The following is a 15,861-nucleotide window of genomic DNA, read 5'->3' as shown; positions in this document are numbered from 1 at the left end:
GTAGAAAAGCGAAGGGCGGCAGATTGCTCTGCCGCCCTCGCCACGTCGTTCCGGGAGGAACTTACTTCAGGTTGGTCATCGCGGTCAGGTCGAAGGACAGCTTGGCAACGCCGGCCGCGCCGCACCAATTGGAGCTAGCACCGCCCGGATTGATCGGGGTGACGTTAGTGGTGCCGGTGGCGTTGAACGCGCTGGTGAAGGCGTTGCAATCACCCTTGCTCAAATCGGTGTCGGAGTAACGCAGATCCAGCGTCATCACTTTATAGGTGAAGCCGACGCCGATGTTCCAGGTGTTATAGCTGGGCTCGGGAATACCTGCCGTGTAGTTCGGGAAGCCAGCAAGCTGAGCCACGCCATAGAAGGAATCCGAAGTTCCGAACCACTGGCGGCCGAACTCACCCGAAACGTACATTCCAACGCCGCTCGCGCCAAATATAGTGCTCGGCGCGATCCACTTGCCGGTGATCGACAGGTAGTTGCCCCAAGCGCCGGTATTGAGGAAATTCGGCGAATAGAATTCGTTGAGGCCGAACGAAAAGCTATCGTTCACGGTGTAGGTCACCTTGCCGTAGACTTCGTAGAAGCTCGCATCCCTCTTCGCGACGTTGAGGTTGGTCAGGGTGTTGGCGATACACTCTGCGTTCAGCGCGTTTCCTGCGGTGTCGGTGACAGCGCCACCGCCATAGTAGCAGGTGCCGCCCGGATACAGATAACCCCAAACACCAACGTCGAAGGCGAAGGCACCGAAGGTTGGGCGAATACCACCGTAAATGTCGATCTCGGCGGCCGCGCGATTGGGGAAGGAGATGCTCTCTCCGGCCACACCGGCGTACAGCTGCAGGTCCTTGGTGACGTTGTAGCGCGGCTCAAAATAGGCCGCGACTGACGCCTTGTGGTTCGACTGGGTGATACCGCGGAAGATGTAGTCGTTCATGATCGCGGCGCCGAAGGCGATATCCCAGGGGTCAAAGGCAACAACCGGGGGAGCCTTTTTGGCCTTCACCGCCATGTCCGCCGCAAATGCCGAACCCGTCGTCACCATTGCCAGCGCCGTTGCCAACAAAGCCACTTTTTTCATTTCGATCCCCATCGCCAGTTCTACCCAGTCGGATCCCGGAAGCCCCCGGGGCAAACGACCTGTCTGCAAAATTGCGTTACCGCGGCAATCTGGATTGAGAGACGAGGGTCGTGAAGCAAAAATCACGGGCATCTGCCGACTTTTTGGGCGTTTTGACGATTCCACGAAAGGTTGTCGGGCTGTGTGTCTTCTCGATCACATTATTTGCATGCCAAGGTGCACGAGGAGTCCGTGCAAGTACGGGGACGGCAGATGGCGTGACAATCAAGCTACGAATCAGACGGGCGAGGGGGAGACGGCTTCCGGAGCTCCTTGCGGCGATGCAAAAAGGCCGCAGCGTCACCGCAGCGGCCTTCCCTGTTGGCGATCGCGCTCGCTGGATGGGAGCTAGCCTTGCCCCTCGGCCGGTGCGGCTTCCGCAGAAGACGAAGGCATCGCCCAGCTCGTCTCGGCGGCCGGCTCGGGAGCCGGAGTTGCCGCCGGCGCTGACGGCTTCGGCGCGGGAGCTGCCTTCGCCTTCTTCGGTGCCGCTTTCTTCGCAGCCTTCTTCGGTGCAGCCGGCTTGGCCGCCTTCTTGGCCGACGTCTTCACGGCCTTCTTGGCCTTCTTCGGCGCGGCCTTCTTCGAAGCTTTCTTGGCGGATTTCTTGACAGACTTCTTGGCAGATTTCTTCGCGGACTTCTTGGCCGCCTTCTTCGCGGATTTCTTCGCCGCTACAGCCTTCTTCGCCTTTTTGGCCTTCTTGCTTTTTTTCTTCTTCGCTTTCGCCATCGTGGTCCTCCTGTTGTCGACGAACAATGGTCGATCGGGCGTCGTTCCAGCGCCGCCTCCGGACGAAAGCTCGGGCTTGAAAGCTCAAACTTGCGCGTTCAATGCCGGTCGCGACCCGCCCGTAGCCCAATCGAGAAGCTCAATCGTGTGTACGACCGGAACTGACGTGCCACTGGCAATCTGCACCATGCAGCCGATATTGCCCGCGGCAATCATGTCCGGCTTGACGCTTGCGATGTTGGCGACCTTGCGATCGCGCAACCGGCCCGCAAGCTCGGGCTGGAGAATGTTGTAGGTCCCCGCCGAACCGCAACACAAATGGCTCTCCGGTACATCTTTCACCACGAATCCATTCTTGGAAAGCAATTCTTTCGGAAGCCCCGTGATTTTCTGCCCATGCTGCAACGAGCATGCTGAGTGATAGGCAACGACGATGTTGTCGCCTATCGCAGTGGTCGCGAGACCGAGGCCGGCAACGTATTCGGTGATGTCCTTGGCAAGCGCGGACACCTTCGCCGCATCGGACGCGAATGCGGCGTCCTCGCGCAGCAGATAGCCGTAGTCCTTGATCACCGTGCCGCAGCCGGACGCCGTCACCAGGATGGCGTCGAGCCCCTCGCCGGCGGCCTCCGCGCACCATACCGCGACGTTGGCGCGAGCCCGCGCCAGCGCATCGTGGTCGTTACCAAGGTGATGAGTCAGCGCGCCGCAGCATTGCTCGTCCCGGACCAGGACAACTTCGATGCCGTGCCGGGTGAGAAGACTGATGGCAGCCTGGTTGATGCGCGGCGCCAGCACTTGCTGGGCACAGCCCTGCAGCAGCGCGACCCGGCCGCGCTTCTTGCCCAGCGCCGCGAACACACTGCCCGGGAGGGGGCCGGGCGACGGCAGCCGGTTCGGGGCCAGCGCCAGCATCGCCTTGAGGCGCTGGATCAGGCCCGGCGTGGCCGAGGGACGAGGCGTCGGCAGGAACACGGCAAGGGGGCGGGCCAGCCGCGCCAGCCGCATGCTGGCGCGAAAGCGCTGCGGGTGCGGCAGCACGAAAGCCAGCACCTGACGCAGCAGCCGCTCGGCCAGGGGCCGCTGATAGCGCTGCTCGATCCTGACCCGGGCCTGGTCGACGAGGTGCATGTAGTTCACCCCTGAGGGGCAGGTCGTCATGCAGGCCAGGCACGACAGGCAGCGGTCGATATGCTTGACCACCTCGGCCGTCGGCGCCTGGTCCTTCTCCAGCATCTCCTTGATCAGATAGATGCGGCCGCGCGGGCTATCGAGCTCGTCGCCAAGCAGCACATAGGTCGGACAGGTTGCGGTGCAGAAGCCGCAATGGACGCAGGCGCGCAGGATCTTGTCGGCTTCCGCGATATCAGGGTCGGCGAGCTGCGCCAGTGAGAATTCGGTCTTCATTCAGCAGCGCCCCGCCTCAAGCGTCCCCGGTTGAGAATGGTCTTCGGGTCGAAGCTGGCGCGCACCCGCTCGCTTAGTGCAGCAACACCCGGTGCCTGCGGATGGAAGACGTCGACATCGCGCCTGACATCCTCGGCCGCCCGGATCAGCGTGGCGTGGCCGCCGACGGCATTGGCACGCATCCGCACCGCCGGTGCATGCGCGTCGTCCTTCGGCGGCAATGCCGCCCAGATCAGCCCGCCGCCCCAATCGTAGATCACGTCGCCTCCCGTCTCCCGCGCCAAGAGCGTACCGAGCGCAGCGCCTGAGGCCGGCGGGCAGACGATCCGCCAGACCGGCCAGGGCCCGAACGCGCCGCCGGCCGCGAACGGCAGCACGTCGCGGATGGTCGCCCACAATGACGCAGAGGCCGCGTCCTCGATCAGGGTTGCGGCCCCGAACGGCGCCAGCAATTCACGCAGCGAACCGGCGCGGTGAGCGGCTGAGGCCGTGATGCCTTCGAGCCGCAGCGCGGTCAGCGACCCACCCTCGGCGGCGAGATCGCCCAGCGCCTCGGTTCCGCCCCGGAGGGTCGATGCCGGCAGATGCGCCGCGCCGGAAACGTCGAAGGGCGAGCCGAGCGCCGCGGTCATGGCCTTGTTGGCGGCGGCATCATCTAACCCGCGCAGCAGCAGCGTCCGCTCGGCCTCCGGCTTGGGCATCACCTTCAGGGTGACCTCGGTCATCACCGACAGCGTGCCCCAGGAGCCCGCCAGCAGCTTGCAGAGGTCGTAGCCGGTGACGTTCTTCACCACCTTGCCGCCGGTCTTGAAGCTGTCGCCGAAACCGGAGACGGCGTGCGCCCCGAGCAGATGGTCGCGCGCCCCGCCCGCCCTGATGCGCCGCGGGCCGGCGAGCCCGGCTGCAATCATACCGCCGATGGTGCCAAGCGCGGGCGTGCCGAGCAGCGGCGCCGTGTTCATCGGTTCGAAAGCGAATTGCTGGTTCTTGGCATCGATCAGCGACAGCACGTCGGCGAGCGGCGCGCCGGCCTGGAGCGTGACGATGAGCTCGTTGGGCTCGTAGGCGGTGACGGCATTCAGCGCGGAGACGTCGAGCACCGCATTGGTCGCCATGGCATGGCCGATGCCGCGCTTACTGCCATGACCGATGATCTCGAGCGGCTGCTCATTGGCAATCGCCGCGCGCACCACCTCTTCGACGTCTTTGGCGTCTCTGACTTTAAGCGTATCCACGACTAAGCCGGTATCCAAGTTGAGAGCGGAAAGCAAATTTGGCGCGTTGTAGCGACCGACGCTAGAACCGCGGGATATCAGGAAACGCCAGCTTACCCGCATGCACATGCATGCGGCCGAGCTCGGCGCAGCGGTGCAGGGTCGGAAACACCTTGCCGGGATTGAGCAGGCCCTGCGAGTCGAAGGCGCATTTGAGCCGCTGCTGCTGGTTGAGGTCGATCTCGGTGAACATCTCCGGCATCAGGTCGCGCTTCTCGATGCCGACGCCGTGCTCGCCGGTGAGCACGCCGCCGAACTCGACGCAGGCGCGCAGGATGTCGGCACCGAAGGCTTCGGCGCGCTCGATCTCGCCGGGCTTGTTGGCGTCATAGAGGATCAGCGGATGCAGATTGCCGTCGCCGGCATGGAACACGTTGGCGCAGCCGAGCTGGTATTTTTCCGAGAGCTCGCGGATGCGCGCCAGCGCCTTCGGCAGCGCACCGCGTGGAATCGTGCCGTCCATGCAGAGATAGTCGGGCGAGATGCGGCCCACCGCCGGGAAGGCGGCCTTGCGGCCAGCCCAGAACAGGTTGCGTTCGGCCTCCGAGGTCGAGATCTGGCAGGTGGTCGAGCCGCAGGCGTTCGCGATGGTCTCGACGCGCGTGATCAGCTCATCGACCTCGATCTTGGGACCGTCGAGCTCGATGATGAGCAGCGCCTCGACGTCGAGCGGGTAGCCGGCATGGACGAAGGCTTCGGCGGCGTGGATCGCCGGCTTGTCCATCATCTCCATGCCGCCGGGAATGATGCCGGCGCCGATGATGCGCGCCACGCATTCGCCGGCCGCCTCGACCTCGGCGAATCCGACCATCAGCGCGCGCGCCGTCTCCGGCTTTTGCAGGATACGCACCGTGATCTCGGTGATGACGCCGAGCAGGCCTTCGGAGCCGGTGATGACGCCCATCAGGTCGTAGCCGGAATTTTCGCACCCCTTGCCGCCGATGCGCAGGATCTCGCCGCTCATCAGCACGATCTCGCAGCCGAGCACGTTATTGGTGGTCATGCCGTATTTGAGGCAGTGCACGCCGCCGGAATTCTCCGCGACATTGCCGCCGATCGAGCAGGCAATCTGGGAGGACGGATCGGGCGCGTAGTAAAAGCCGGCATGGGCGACCGCCTGGCTGATGGCGAGATTGGTGACGCCGGGCTCGGTGACGACGACGCGGTTGTCGAAATCGATCTCGCGGATGCGCTTGAACTTGCCAAGGCCGAGGAGCACGCCGTCCTCGAGTGGCAGTGCCCCGCCGGACAGCGAGGTGCCGGAACCGCGCGGCACCACCTTGATGCCTTGCTCTGCACAATATTTCAGGATCAGCGAGACCTGCTCGGTGGTATCGGGCAGCACCACGACCATCGGCGGCTGCCGATAGGCCGTCAGCCCGTCGGATTCATAGGCCCGCATCTCGGCAGGCGTATCGATCACGCCCTCGCCGGGCACGATCGCACGCAACGCAGCAATGATCCCGGCGCGCCGCGCGAGCACGGCCTGGTCGCTCGCAGGCATCATGATGGCCATATCAAATCCTTCATGGCATATCCTTCCGGCTCGCGCCGGAACGATCAATTTGTCTCGGCAAATCAATCACGTCCGCGCCTGTTTGGGTAGGCCATCCGAAAGTCTGATCGACGATCTCAAGCGAGTTCGCTCTGGGACAAGCAGGAAATCATGAAACCTGTCATGGTTTGGTGGCTTGTCCAAGCCAAGCAGGCCTGCCAAAACCGGCAGGCCGGGCGATTGCCGATCAGGCAAGAGACTGACCAGGCCACACCCACCAGGGAAGAGACGAAGAGCACCCGATGACAAAACTGATTTTTGGCGCACTGACGATCCTCACCGCGATTGCCACCGCACCCGCCGCGATGGCGCAGGATGCCGCGGCCGGCAAGACGTCGTTCAACAAATGCCTGGCCTGTCACGCGATCGGCGAAGGCGCCAAGAACAAGGTGGGCCCCGAGCTCAACGGTCTCAACGGCCGCAAGTCGGGAACCGCTCCGGATTACAATTATTCGGACGCGAACAAGAATTCCGGCATCACCTGGGACGAAGCCACCTTCAAGGAATACATCAAGGACCCCAAGGCGAAGATCCCCGGCACCAAGATGGCGTTCGCCGGCATCAAGAACGAGACCGAGATCAACAATCTCTGGACCTATGTGTCGCAGTTCGACAAGGACGGGAAGATCAAGCAGTAAGCGTGGAGGGGCCGCCGTTCAGGCATCTCTCCCAGCGGTCGTCCCGATATCCTTGATGATATAAGCTGCCAGATGATCGGCGGCGGGGATTAATCCCGGTTCGCGCTGCCACAACATCAGATCGACATCAGGCAGCGGCGGCAGGCCGTCTTCGGCGTCGAGTCGGCGCAGTCCGTTCACTTTGACCGACGCCGCCAGCACGATCACGGCGGCGTCGGCCAGCGCCATTGCCTCCATCCCAGCGATGCTTTCCGAGATGCAGGAAATTCGCCACGTGCGGCCAGCCTCGTTGAGCGCAGCCAGCGCGTAGTCGCGGTAAAGATTGCCGTCAGGCAGCATGGCCAGCGGAATTGTATCGGCCTTGAAGGCGGCGCCATTCTCGGCGCCCAGCCAGACCAGCGGCTCATGGCGCAGCAGGGTGACGCTGCCGACCTTGGGATGGACGTGCGGCATACGGGTCGCCAGCGCGACATCGAGCCGCCCGTTTGATATCTCCTCGGCCAGTTGCGCGCTGAGCGCACAGCGCACCGTTACTTCGACACCGGGATAGGAGGCGCGAAACCGCGCCAGGGTCTGGGGCAGCAGGAACGCCGCGTAGAGGTCGGGACAGCCGAGAGTGACCCGGCCCGCGATGTCCTCCGCCGACAACCGCGCGCGGGCGTCGTCGTGCAGTTTGAGCATCAGCCGGGCGTAGGGCAGCAGGATCTCGCCATGTCGGGTCAATCGGAGGTGTCTCCGGTCCCGTTCGAAGATGCGCTGCCCGGCGGCCTCTTCCAATCGCGCCAATTGCAGGCTGACCGCTGGCTGGGTGAGATTCTGCCGTCGCGCCACGCGGGTGACGCCGCGCTCTTCGACCAGCATCACAAAGGTCCGCAGCAGAGCAATTTCGAGCGGGCGTCGCATGGCCCTTGATAAGCAAAACTTGGCTTATCGCGAAGCACAATAAATTTGCCTTCGGCATCAAGTACCGTCAAAATTCCTCAGCAAAGTAAATAGCTTACGCCCAATAAGCGAGCACATGCGCCTATTTTGTAGCCAAGCCTATCGCCCGCGTCGGCGCTTCCCTGTACCACTTCGCGAGCGCTTCATATGACGGCGCTGCTCGAAGTCAGAGATGTCAGCAAGCATTTCGGCGGCCTCGCCGCCCTCGATCATTGTTCGCTGTCGCTCAAACGAGGCCAGGTCACCGGCCTGATCGGGCCGAACGGCGCCGGCAAGACGACGCTGCTCAATGTCATCTCGGGCCTGGTCAAGCCGGACAATGGCACAGTTCATTTCGACGCCCGCGACGTCACGGGACAGCCGATGCACCGGGTCGCCACGCTCGGGCTGGTCCGAACGTTCCAGATCGTGCGCGAACTCGGCGGCCTGACGGTTCTGGAAAACCTGCTGCTGGCACCGTTTCACCAGCGCGGCGAGGTCATCTCGGGAGCGCTGTTCGCCCGCGCCACGGTGCGCGAGCAGGAAGCCCGCCACGCGGCCAAGGCCCGCGACGTGCTGAAGCGGATCGGGCTGTGGAAACTGGCCGATCATTCGGCCTCGGCGCTCTCGGGCGGCCAAAAGAAGCTGCTGGAACTGGCGCGCGTGCTGCTGCTGGAGCCGACGCTGGTGCTGCTTGACGAGCCTGCCGCCGGAGTCGCGCCGCCGTTACTGAAGGACATCATCGAACTGATCCGCGAATTGAAGGCCGACGGTATCTCGTTCGGCATCGTCGAGCATGACATGCACCTGATCGGTGCGATCTGCGACCATGTCCACGTGCTGGCGGAAGGCACCAATCTGATCTCGGGCAGCTTTGCCGAAGTCACCGCGGATGCCCGCGTCATCGACGCTTATCTCGGGTTGGGGGTATGAGCATGCCTCCGGTCACTCCAGCACTTTCGGTGCAGGGCTTGCGCGCTGGCTACGGCAACGGCGGCGACATCGTCTGCGGCATCGACATCGATCAGGCGCCGGAAACCGTTTTGGCGGTGATCGGTCCGAACGGCTCGGGCAAGTCGACCTTCGTCAAGACGCTCGCCGGCCTGCTGCGGCCTCGTGCCGGCATCATCGCGGTGACCGGCCGCGACGTGACGGCCCTGTCGCCGGCACGGCGCGTCATGGCCGGGCTTGCCTATGTGCCGCAGGAAGCCAATGTGTTCGGCAACCTCACCATCCGCGAGAACCTCAAGCTTGCGACCGAATTCCTGCGCGGCCGTCCCGGCGTCGGACCGGCGCAGCGGGAACTGGTGATGGCGCTGTTTCCGGAGATCGCCGCGCGGCCGAAACTGCTGGCCGGCAATCTGTCAGGCGGCCAGCGCCAGATGCTGGCCTTTGCCTGCGCGCTGCTCGCCAATCCCGAAGTGCTGCTGCTCGACGAACCGTCGGCGGGGCTCTCACCGAAATTCGTCGGCGAAACCATGGAAGCGGTGGTGCGGGTGCGCGAGAGTGGCGTCACCGTGCTTTTGGTTGAGCAAAACGTCGCGGCAGCACTGCGAATCGCCGACGAGGTCATGGTGTTGGTGGCCGGACGCAAGAGTCTGCGGGCGCCGGCCAAGGACATCTCGAACGCCGATCTTGCCGACCTGTTCTTCGCGAAGGCAGGCTGAGATGATCGCGCAACTCGTCCTCAACGGTTTTGTTACGGGCCTGCTGCTGGCGCTGCCGGCTTTGGCGTTGACGCTGACCTTCGGTATCCTGAAATTCCCGAACTTCGCCATCGGCGCAATGCTGACGTTTGGCGCCTATGCCGCCTGGGTCGCCAACAGCCTGCTCGGCATGCCGCTCGCAGTCGCCGCCGTGGCCTCGGCGGTCGTCATGGCGCTGGTCGCGATGCTCTGCGACGTGCTGGTCTATTCCCGGCTGCGCGACCGCGGATCGATCACGCTGCTGGTGTCCTCGCTCGGAATATCGCTGGTCCTGGAGAACATCTGCCGCTTCGCGTTCGGCAATGCGACCCGCAATTTCGCTTTTGAGGTGGCCCGGCCGATCCGATGGCATGGTTTGCGCATCAACCAGGAGCAGTTGATCACGGCCATCGTCGTGATCGCCTGCGTGATCCTGATTCAGTTGCTGCTTCATGCCTCGCCGCTCGGACGGGCGATGCGCGCAGTGGCCGACAATCCGGCACTGGCCGCGGTGCGCGGCGTCGAGCGCCAGACCATCGCGCGTATCACCTGGTGTATCGCGGGAAGCCTCACCGCCTTGTCGGGCGTCCTCGCCGGACTGGACCGCGCCGTCGATCCGCTGCTCGGCTGGAACTACCAGATTCCGATCTTCGCCGCGGCCATCCTCGGCGGACTGGGAAGTCCGACCGGCGCCATCGTCGGTGCCATCGTGATCGGGCTTGCTGAAGAATTGTCCTCGCTGGTGCTGCCCACCAATTACCGGCAGATCGTCAGCTTTGCGGTGATCCTGCTGCTATTGCTGGTGCGCAACCGCGGCCTGTTCGGCGGGAAGGCGGTGCGCAAGTGATCGCCTATCTCACCACCCTGATCGTCCTGGTCGCAGTCTCCGCCCTGGTGGGGCTGGCGCTGAACGTGCAATGGGGCGTCGCCGGGCTGGTCAATTTCGGCGTGGTCGGCTTCGTCGCGCTCGGCGCCTACACCACCGCGCTGCTGGCACCGCCGCTGGGATGGTTCCCCGCGATGATCGCCGCCGCCGCCCTGTGCGCGATGATCAGCACGGTGCTCGCCTTCCTGTCGATCCGGCTCGAGGAAAATTACCTCGCGATTGTGACCATTGGCTTCGGCGAAGTCGTCCGCATCCTGCTGCTGAACGAAAGCTGGCTGACCGGCGGCGCCGTCGGCATCGCCGACATTCCCCGTCCCTTCGTCAACCTGGTGCCGCCGCGGCAGTACGACCTGATGCTGGCCGCGTTCGCCCTGGTGCTGGTGGCGATCGTTTTTGTGCTGCTGGAGACGCTGGTGCGCTCGCCTTTTGGGCGCGCGCTGCGAGCGGTCCGCGACGACGCCACTGTGGCGGCGGCGCTCGGCAAGCCCGTGCTGCTGCTACGGGTGAAAGCATTCGCAACCGGCGGCGCGGTGATGGGCACGGCAGGCGCGCTGCACGCCTTCTACCTGACCTATATCGATCCCAGCCAGTTCACCTCGATCATCACCGCCTACGCCTTCATGGCCGTGATTGCAGGTGGTCGTGGTTCCAATTTCGGCCTGCTTTTCGGTGCCGGCACCATCATGGTGTTGCTCGAGGCCACCCGTTTTCTCAAGGATGCATTTGCCGTGATCGACGGCACCCAGCTGGCGGCGCTGCGGCTCGGCCTGATCGGCCTCGGTATCGTCCTGCTGCTGATCCTCCGCCCGCAAGGCCTGCTGCCGGAGCCGCAACGGAAAGCCAACGACTTCTTCCCCGATCATGAAGGGACGTCCTGATGCCGCGCGTCACCCCCCTGCCTTCGTCAGCACTGGCACCTGAGATCGCCGAAGTTTACGACCGCTTCGTGTCCTACGGCCCTTTCCGCGATCAGGCCGCGGTGCTTGCGCATGTGCCTCCTGCGCTCGATCATCTCTGCCGTATGCTGATGGAGTTGAAGGCGCGGCGCGGCGTGACGTGGCGCTACATCGAACTCGCCATCGTCGTGGTCTCCCAGCTCAACGCGTGCAACTATTGCGTCGCCAGCCACTCGCCGGTGCTCGCGGTCGAAGGGCTGCCGGCGGACGCGATCGCCGCACTTCCGAGCACCGACCATCCCGCCTTCGACGAGGTCGACCGCCTTGTGGTCGAATACGCGACGCTGGTGACGCAGAACGCCGGGCGGATCCGCGACAACGTCTTCGATCGGCTGCGCAGGCACTTCTCCGAGGCCGAAATCGTCGAGCTGACGCTGCGTATCGCACTTGCCGGCTTCTACAACCGCTTCAACGATGCGCTGCAGATCGACGACGGCAGCGCCGCCGACCGGCTCGCGGCTTTCCTTGCTCCACTTGAACCCCAGGACACTCAACCGATTCTTCCACCCCACATTTCCTCAACTGATGACAACGGAGACTTGCGATGATGGATTCAACGATCAGCCGGCGACACGTGCTCGCCGGACTGGGTGCGGCATCGCTGACCGGCCTCACCGGAGCGTCGGCACTGGCGCAGGCCGCGGAAATCCCGATCGGAATGGTTCTGCCATTCTCCGGTGCCACCGGCCCCTATGGGCCCGACATGAAAAAAGCCGCCGATCTCGTCGTCAAGATCATCAACGATGCCGGCGGAATCCTGGGCGGGCGCAAGCTGCATCTCTACGTCGAGGATTCCGAGACCAACCCGACGGTCGGTGTCACCGCGACACGCAAATTGCTCGATGTCAACAAGGTCGAATTGGTCGGCGGTTTCTGGGGCAGCCCGATCGCGCTGGCGGCCAAGCCGCTGATCCTCGCCGCCAACAAAGTGGAGATGGTTTCGGCCTCGGCCAACGGCATCACTGACGGCGACACCAAGGGTCTGATCTACCGCTTCCAGGCCAAGAGCAGCCAGTGGGGTCCCGCCGGCGCCAAGGTGATGACCAGCCTCAAACTGAAGAAGGTCACTATTCTCGCCCAGCAGAACCCGTTCGTGATCTCGATGATCGAGCCGTTCAAGGCCGAGATGGCCAAGCTGGGCGGCCAGGTCATCGACGTGGTCCAGTACAATCCGGATCAGGCTTCGTATCGCGCCGAAGTCGAGAAGGCGTTCGGCCCGGAGCCCGACGGCGTGTTCTGCCTGTCGCTGCTCACCGACTTCGTCGCCATCAGCAAGGAAGTCTATCGTGGCGGCTTCAAGTCAAAGATTCTCGGGCTCGGCACAGGTGCCGACGCCGACGGCGCCTACTTGAGGAGCGTCACGCCCGAAGTGGCCGAAGGCATCCACCATCTACAGCCGGCGCCGCCGATGGACTCGGCCGCCTACAAGAAGTTCGTCAAGCTGATGGGCGCCCCCGAAGGCACCGCGTTCCTGTTCGCCGGCAACACCCATGACCAGGTCTGCGTCACCGCGCTGGCGATGGAGCACGCCAAGACCCAGGAAGCTGCGGTATGGGTGAAATCGATCCGCGAGGTGTGCAATCCACCGGGCGAGGAAGTCGACGACATCCTGAAAGCGCTGGAGATGGTGCGGGCCGGCAAGAAGATCAACTTCGTCGGCGCCGGTGCCACCGTTGATTTCGACGAACGCGGCGACCAGCTCAACCGCTCGTTCCTGCATCAGGTCATCGAGAAGGGCAAGAACAAGATCGTCGAAGTCGTGACCTGAAGACGACGAGACACTGGGAAGAAGGACAAGGCGCCGGCTGCCGCCGGCGCCACACGCGAACCTATGCGGGAGGACAAATTGGCCAAATCGAAAACGATGCATCTCTGCGGCTTCCTGATCGCGGGCCCGGTGGTTCACAGCCACGCAATCTGGCGCAATCCGAAACACACCACGGATTTTCTCAGCCTCGAGCACTACACGCGCATCGCCAAGGTGCTGGAGCGCGGGCGCTTCGACTTCATGTTCTTCGCCGACCGGCTGGCCATCGCCGACCGCTACGGCGCAAGCCATGTGACCGGCATTCGCCATGGCGACCAGGATGCGACACGGATGGACCCGATGCCGATCCTGGGGGCGCTGGCGGCGGTGACCAGCCGCATCGGCCTCGGCGCGACGAGGTCCACCACCTACGACGCGCCCTACAATATCGCGCGCGAATTCGCCACGCTCGACCACATCTCCGCCGGGCGCGCCGCCTGGAACGTGGTGACGTCGATGAACGACGGCGAGGCGCTCAATTACGGCAACGTGCCGCATCTCGGCCATGACGAGCGCTACGACCGTGCCGACGAGTTCATGGAAGTGGCTTTCAAGCTCTGGGACAGTTGGGAGCCCGACGCGCTGGTCCTCGACCGCGCCCGCGGCATCTACGCCGATCCCAGCAAAGTGCACTATCTCAACCATTCCGGAAAATGGTTCCAATCGCGCGGCCCGCTGAATATCCCGCGCGGTCCGCAGGGACGGCCGGTGGTCATCCAGGCTGGCTCGTCCGGGCGCGGCAAGGCATTCGCCGCACGCTGGTCGGAGGTGATCTTTGCACTGCAGCCGAATATGGAGCGGATGCACAAGTTCACCGCCGAAGTTCACGCTGCGCTGGCGCAGCAGGGCCGGCCCGCCGATGCCAGCCGGATTCTGATGGCGATCATGCCCTTCATCGGCGAGAGCCGCGCCGAGGCAGAGGAGAAGCGCGACCTGCACGATTCGCTGGTCGATCCGCTGGTCGGATTGTCCACGCTCGGCGCGCACGCCAATGCCGATTTCTCCGCACTGCCGCTCGATGAGTCCGTGGAGTCGGTCACGTCGTCGGGCAGTCAGGGCAACATCAATGCATTGAAGAGCATCGCGGCAGGCGAGCCGATCAGCATCGCCGACGCGGGGCGCATCTACGGCCGCGGCGTGATGTGCCCGCGGCTGGTCGGCACTGCCAAGGACGTCGCCGACGAGATGGCCGATATCGTCGCCTCCGGCGCCGCAGACGGTTTTGTTGTGTCGCCGGCGTTTCTCCCCGACACCTTCGAGGATTTCGTCGACGGTGTGGTACCGATCCTCCAGGACAAGGGCCTGTTCCGCCGCGACTATGCCGGCGTCACGTTGCGCGACCATCTCGGGATCGCCGATGGGACAGCGTGAGGTGCAGCCTGCGCAGGGCAGCAACGTCGACCTCCTCGCCAGTATCGCACCAGCGGCGTTCAAGGCTGCGATGCGGCGCATGGCGGCGACGGTCAGCGTCATCACCAGCGGCAGCGGCGGCCTGTTCAACGGCATGACCGCCACCGCGGTGTGCAGCGTGTCCGCCGATCCGCCGTCGCTGCTGATCGTGGTCAACAGGGCCAACCGCTCACACGCGCTGATCGAACGATCAGGCGCCTATACTGTGAATGTCCTCTCCGCTGAACAGGAGCGGCTCGCGACGCACTTTGCCTCGACGCCCGTCGAGCCGTTCGCGGATGTACCTTACAGTCTCGGCTCCAACCACTGCCCGATCATCGAGCACTGCACTTCATACTTCGCGTGCCTGGTCGAGCAGCAGACCGGATTCGGTACGCACTCGATCTTTATCGGAAGGGTGGTTGCCTCGGGCAGCAGCGACAGCCTGCCACTGCTCCATCAGGACGGCAAATTCCGCAGCTAGGGATTTCTCGTTGAAGCTGAACCGGCCGGATCCTGGCCCCGCGCGGCCCGTCGGATCCCGCCGAGCATCGTCTCGATCTCCGCCTTCACGAGGTCCGGCACCGCGTTCTGCACCATATGGCCGAGATCGGGCAGCACGATCAGCTTCGTTTGCGGCACCATGGCCGCAAACGGGCGGGCATGGATGTCGGTCTTCACCGTCTTGTCCGGCTCGCCGGCGATGATCGTGACCGGCGCCGAGATCTCGCCGTAGCGTGCGGCTTGCTCGGTCACCGCCTGCTTCAGCGTGACCAGATCATAGGCATTGGCGATGAACTCGCGCGGGCGCAGCAGCAGCGGTGTCGCGGAATCCTGAACGAATCCATCCGGCATCATCTGCGGCAGGAACACGCTGCGCGCACCAGGCTCGGCCAGAAAGTAACCGAGCGGCAGGGTGATCGTGTAGGCGAGCAGCGGACCGATCACCGGCTTTGCGATGATCTCGTTGTAGCGGCCGACGCCGCCGCGCCAGGGATGGGTGACGGGTGCGAGCATGACCAGACCGGCGACGCGGCCGGGATGATCGAGCGCAATCCGCGCGCCGAGCGCACCGCTCCAGGAATGAACGACGAAAACCGCACGATCGATACCGAGCTTGCCCAACGCCTCGTCGATCATCCGCGCCTGGATCTGCGGCGTGGAATCGTGGCGCCGCGCGCGCGTGCTCCAGCCGTGGCCGGGGCGGTCGACCAGGATGACGCGGTGGTCTTTGGCGAGGAGGTCGCCGAGCGGGCGCCGCATCGCTTCGAGATTGGAGCTCGCACCGTGCAGCATCACGATCGGCAATCCTGAATCGCGCGGGCCGATATCGACGACGTGAAGCGTCGCGCCGTCGACCTCGACCATCTCGCCCTGCGGCGGGTAGGCGCACTGCACGGCGACGATTCCAGCCTGCGTGACCAGCGCCAGCAGAACCAGCGCCGTCACGACTGACATCACGATCATGAAGGGAATCCGGGTGATCCTGGGCAC

Annotated in this window: 16 protein-coding genes; 9 read left to right on the top strand and 7 right to left on the bottom strand. The window is 64.2% G+C overall.

What is annotated here, in order from left to right:
- Nucleotides 1-61: 61 nt before the first annotated feature.
- The 5 genes from CIT40_RS05535 to CIT40_RS05515 all read right to left on the bottom strand — a co-directional run bounded on the left by CIT40_RS05535 (nucleotide 62) and on the right by CIT40_RS05515 (nucleotide 6,046).
- Nucleotides 62-1,078 carry a TorF family putative porin gene (locus tag CIT40_RS05535; protein WP_094895155.1) on the bottom strand — a complete coding sequence of 339 codons (1,017 nt, stop codon included), beginning with the start codon at nucleotides 1,076-1,078 and terminating at the stop codon, nucleotides 62-64.
- Nucleotides 1,079-1,465: 387 nt separating this feature from the next.
- A complete protein-coding gene (locus CIT40_RS05530; protein WP_094895154.1) occupies nucleotides 1,466-1,849 on the bottom strand; it encodes a histone in 384 nt (127 codons plus the stop codon).
- 84 nt (nucleotides 1,850-1,933) lie between these two features.
- Nucleotides 1,934-3,256, bottom strand: coding sequence for a glycolate oxidase subunit GlcF (glcF, locus tag CIT40_RS05525; protein WP_094894843.1), 1,323 nt, complete (start codon nucleotides 3,254-3,256; stop codon nucleotides 1,934-1,936).
- On the bottom strand, nucleotides 3,253-4,491 hold the full coding sequence (locus CIT40_RS05520; protein WP_094894840.1) for an FAD-binding protein: 1,239 nt from the start codon (nucleotides 4,489-4,491) through the stop codon (nucleotides 3,253-3,255). Before CIT40_RS05520 ends, glcF begins: the two co-directional genes overlap by 4 nt.
- A gap of 61 nt (nucleotides 4,492-4,552) precedes the next feature.
- Entirely contained in the window at nucleotides 4,553-6,046 is a 1,494-nt protein-coding gene (locus CIT40_RS05515) for an FAD-linked oxidase C-terminal domain-containing protein (RefSeq protein ID WP_094894837.1), read from the bottom strand.
- Between the two features lie 281 nt (nucleotides 6,047-6,327).
- Here CIT40_RS05515 and cycA point away from each other — a divergent pair, with 281 nt between their 5' ends.
- Complete coding sequence (gene cycA / locus CIT40_RS05510) at nucleotides 6,328-6,723, top strand: cytochrome c-550 CycA (protein WP_094894834.1); 396 nt, start codon at nucleotides 6,328-6,330, stop codon at nucleotides 6,721-6,723.
- Between the two features lie 18 nt (nucleotides 6,724-6,741).
- Here cycA and CIT40_RS05505 read toward each other — a convergent pair whose 3' ends face one another.
- Nucleotides 6,742-7,584: a LysR substrate-binding domain-containing protein gene (locus CIT40_RS05505; protein WP_162307360.1), complete on the bottom strand. Its 843-nt coding sequence runs from the start codon at nucleotides 7,582-7,584 to the stop codon at nucleotides 6,742-6,744.
- 228 nt (nucleotides 7,585-7,812) lie between these two features.
- Here CIT40_RS05505 and CIT40_RS05500 point away from each other — a divergent pair, with 228 nt between their 5' ends.
- The 8 genes from CIT40_RS05500 (at nucleotide 7,813) to CIT40_RS05465 (ending at nucleotide 14,851) form a co-directional block, all read left to right on the top strand.
- Nucleotides 7,813-8,577: an ABC transporter ATP-binding protein gene (locus tag CIT40_RS05500; RefSeq protein WP_094894828.1), complete on the top strand. Its 765-nt coding sequence runs from the start codon at nucleotides 7,813-7,815 to the stop codon at nucleotides 8,575-8,577.
- The gene (locus CIT40_RS05495) at nucleotides 8,574-9,311 is read left to right on the top strand and encodes an ABC transporter ATP-binding protein (RefSeq protein ID WP_094894825.1); all 738 of its coding nucleotides are present in this window, start codon (nucleotides 8,574-8,576) and stop codon (nucleotides 9,309-9,311) included. Before CIT40_RS05500 ends, CIT40_RS05495 begins: the two co-directional genes overlap by 4 nt.
- A 1-nt stretch (nucleotide 9,312) precedes the next feature.
- A complete protein-coding gene (locus tag CIT40_RS05490) occupies nucleotides 9,313-10,176 on the top strand; it encodes a branched-chain amino acid ABC transporter permease (protein WP_202975467.1) in 864 nt (287 codons plus the stop codon).
- Entirely contained in the window at nucleotides 10,173-11,093 is a 921-nt protein-coding gene (locus CIT40_RS05485; protein WP_094894822.1) for a branched-chain amino acid ABC transporter permease, read from the top strand. The genes CIT40_RS05490 and CIT40_RS05485 overlap by 4 nt, the downstream gene beginning before the upstream one ends.
- Entirely contained in the window at nucleotides 11,093-11,719 is a 627-nt protein-coding gene (locus tag CIT40_RS05480) for a carboxymuconolactone decarboxylase family protein (RefSeq protein ID WP_094894819.1), read from the top strand. The genes CIT40_RS05485 and CIT40_RS05480 overlap by 1 nt, the downstream gene beginning before the upstream one ends.
- Nucleotides 11,716-12,939: an ABC transporter substrate-binding protein gene (locus tag CIT40_RS05475; RefSeq protein WP_094894816.1), complete on the top strand. Its 1,224-nt coding sequence runs from the start codon at nucleotides 11,716-11,718 to the stop codon at nucleotides 12,937-12,939. The genes CIT40_RS05480 and CIT40_RS05475 overlap by 4 nt, the downstream gene beginning before the upstream one ends.
- Before the next feature lie 78 nt (nucleotides 12,940-13,017).
- Nucleotides 13,018-14,349: an LLM class flavin-dependent oxidoreductase gene (locus CIT40_RS05470; protein ID WP_202975466.1), complete on the top strand. Its 1,332-nt coding sequence runs from the start codon at nucleotides 13,018-13,020 to the stop codon at nucleotides 14,347-14,349.
- Nucleotides 14,336-14,851, top strand: a complete 516-nt coding sequence (locus CIT40_RS05465; protein WP_202975465.1) for a flavin reductase family protein — start codon at nucleotides 14,336-14,338, stop codon at nucleotides 14,849-14,851. Before CIT40_RS05470 ends, CIT40_RS05465 begins: the two co-directional genes overlap by 14 nt.
- Here the strand turns inward: CIT40_RS05465 and CIT40_RS05460 are convergent.
- On the bottom strand, nucleotides 14,848-15,834 hold the full coding sequence (locus CIT40_RS05460; RefSeq protein WP_094894810.1) for an alpha/beta fold hydrolase: 987 nt from the start codon (nucleotides 15,832-15,834) through the stop codon (nucleotides 14,848-14,850). The genes CIT40_RS05465 and CIT40_RS05460 overlap by 4 nt on opposite strands.
- Nucleotides 15,835-15,861 lie beyond the last annotated feature (27 nt).

This window comes from Bradyrhizobium amphicarpaeae (genome assembly GCF_002266435.3).
Lineage (GTDB): Bacteria > Pseudomonadota > Alphaproteobacteria > Rhizobiales > Xanthobacteraceae > Bradyrhizobium > Bradyrhizobium amphicarpaeae.
This window is presented reverse-complemented; position numbering and strand designations above follow the sequence as displayed.

Coding starts and splice junctions, on each gene's coding strand:
- CIT40_RS05480 (WP_094894819.1), top strand. CDS start 11,093: ATGCCGCGCGTCACCCCCCTGCCTTCGTCAGCACTGGCACCTGAGATC.
- CIT40_RS05500 (WP_094894828.1), top strand. CDS start 7,813: ATGACGGCGCTGCTCGAAGTCAGAGATGTCAGCAAGCATTTCGGCGGC.
- CIT40_RS05505 (WP_162307360.1), bottom strand. CDS start 7,584: ATGCTGGTCGAAGAGCGCGGCGTCACCCGCGTGGCGCGACGGCAGAAT.
- CIT40_RS05495 (WP_094894825.1), top strand. CDS start 8,574: ATGAGCATGCCTCCGGTCACTCCAGCACTTTCGGTGCAGGGCTTGCGC.
- glcF (WP_094894843.1), bottom strand. CDS start 3,256: ATGAAGACCGAATTCTCACTGGCGCAGCTCGCCGACCCTGATATCGCG.
- CIT40_RS05515 (WP_094894837.1), bottom strand. CDS start 6,046: ATGGCCATCATGATGCCTGCGAGCGACCAGGCCGTGCTCGCGCGGCGC.
- CIT40_RS05465 (WP_202975465.1), top strand. CDS start 14,336: ATGGGACAGCGTGAGGTGCAGCCTGCGCAGGGCAGCAACGTCGACCTC.
- CIT40_RS05535 (WP_094895155.1), bottom strand. CDS start 1,078: ATGAAAAAAGTGGCTTTGTTGGCAACGGCGCTGGCAATGGTGACGACG.
- CIT40_RS05460 (WP_094894810.1), bottom strand. CDS start 15,834: ATGATCGTGATGTCAGTCGTGACGGCGCTGGTTCTGCTGGCGCTGGTC.
- CIT40_RS05530 (WP_094895154.1), bottom strand. CDS start 1,849: ATGGCGAAAGCGAAGAAGAAAAAAAGCAAGAAGGCCAAAAAGGCGAAG.
- cycA (WP_094894834.1), top strand. CDS start 6,328: ATGACAAAACTGATTTTTGGCGCACTGACGATCCTCACCGCGATTGCC.
- CIT40_RS05475 (WP_094894816.1), top strand. CDS start 11,716: ATGATGGATTCAACGATCAGCCGGCGACACGTGCTCGCCGGACTGGGT.
- CIT40_RS05490 (WP_202975467.1), top strand. CDS start 9,313: ATGATCGCGCAACTCGTCCTCAACGGTTTTGTTACGGGCCTGCTGCTG.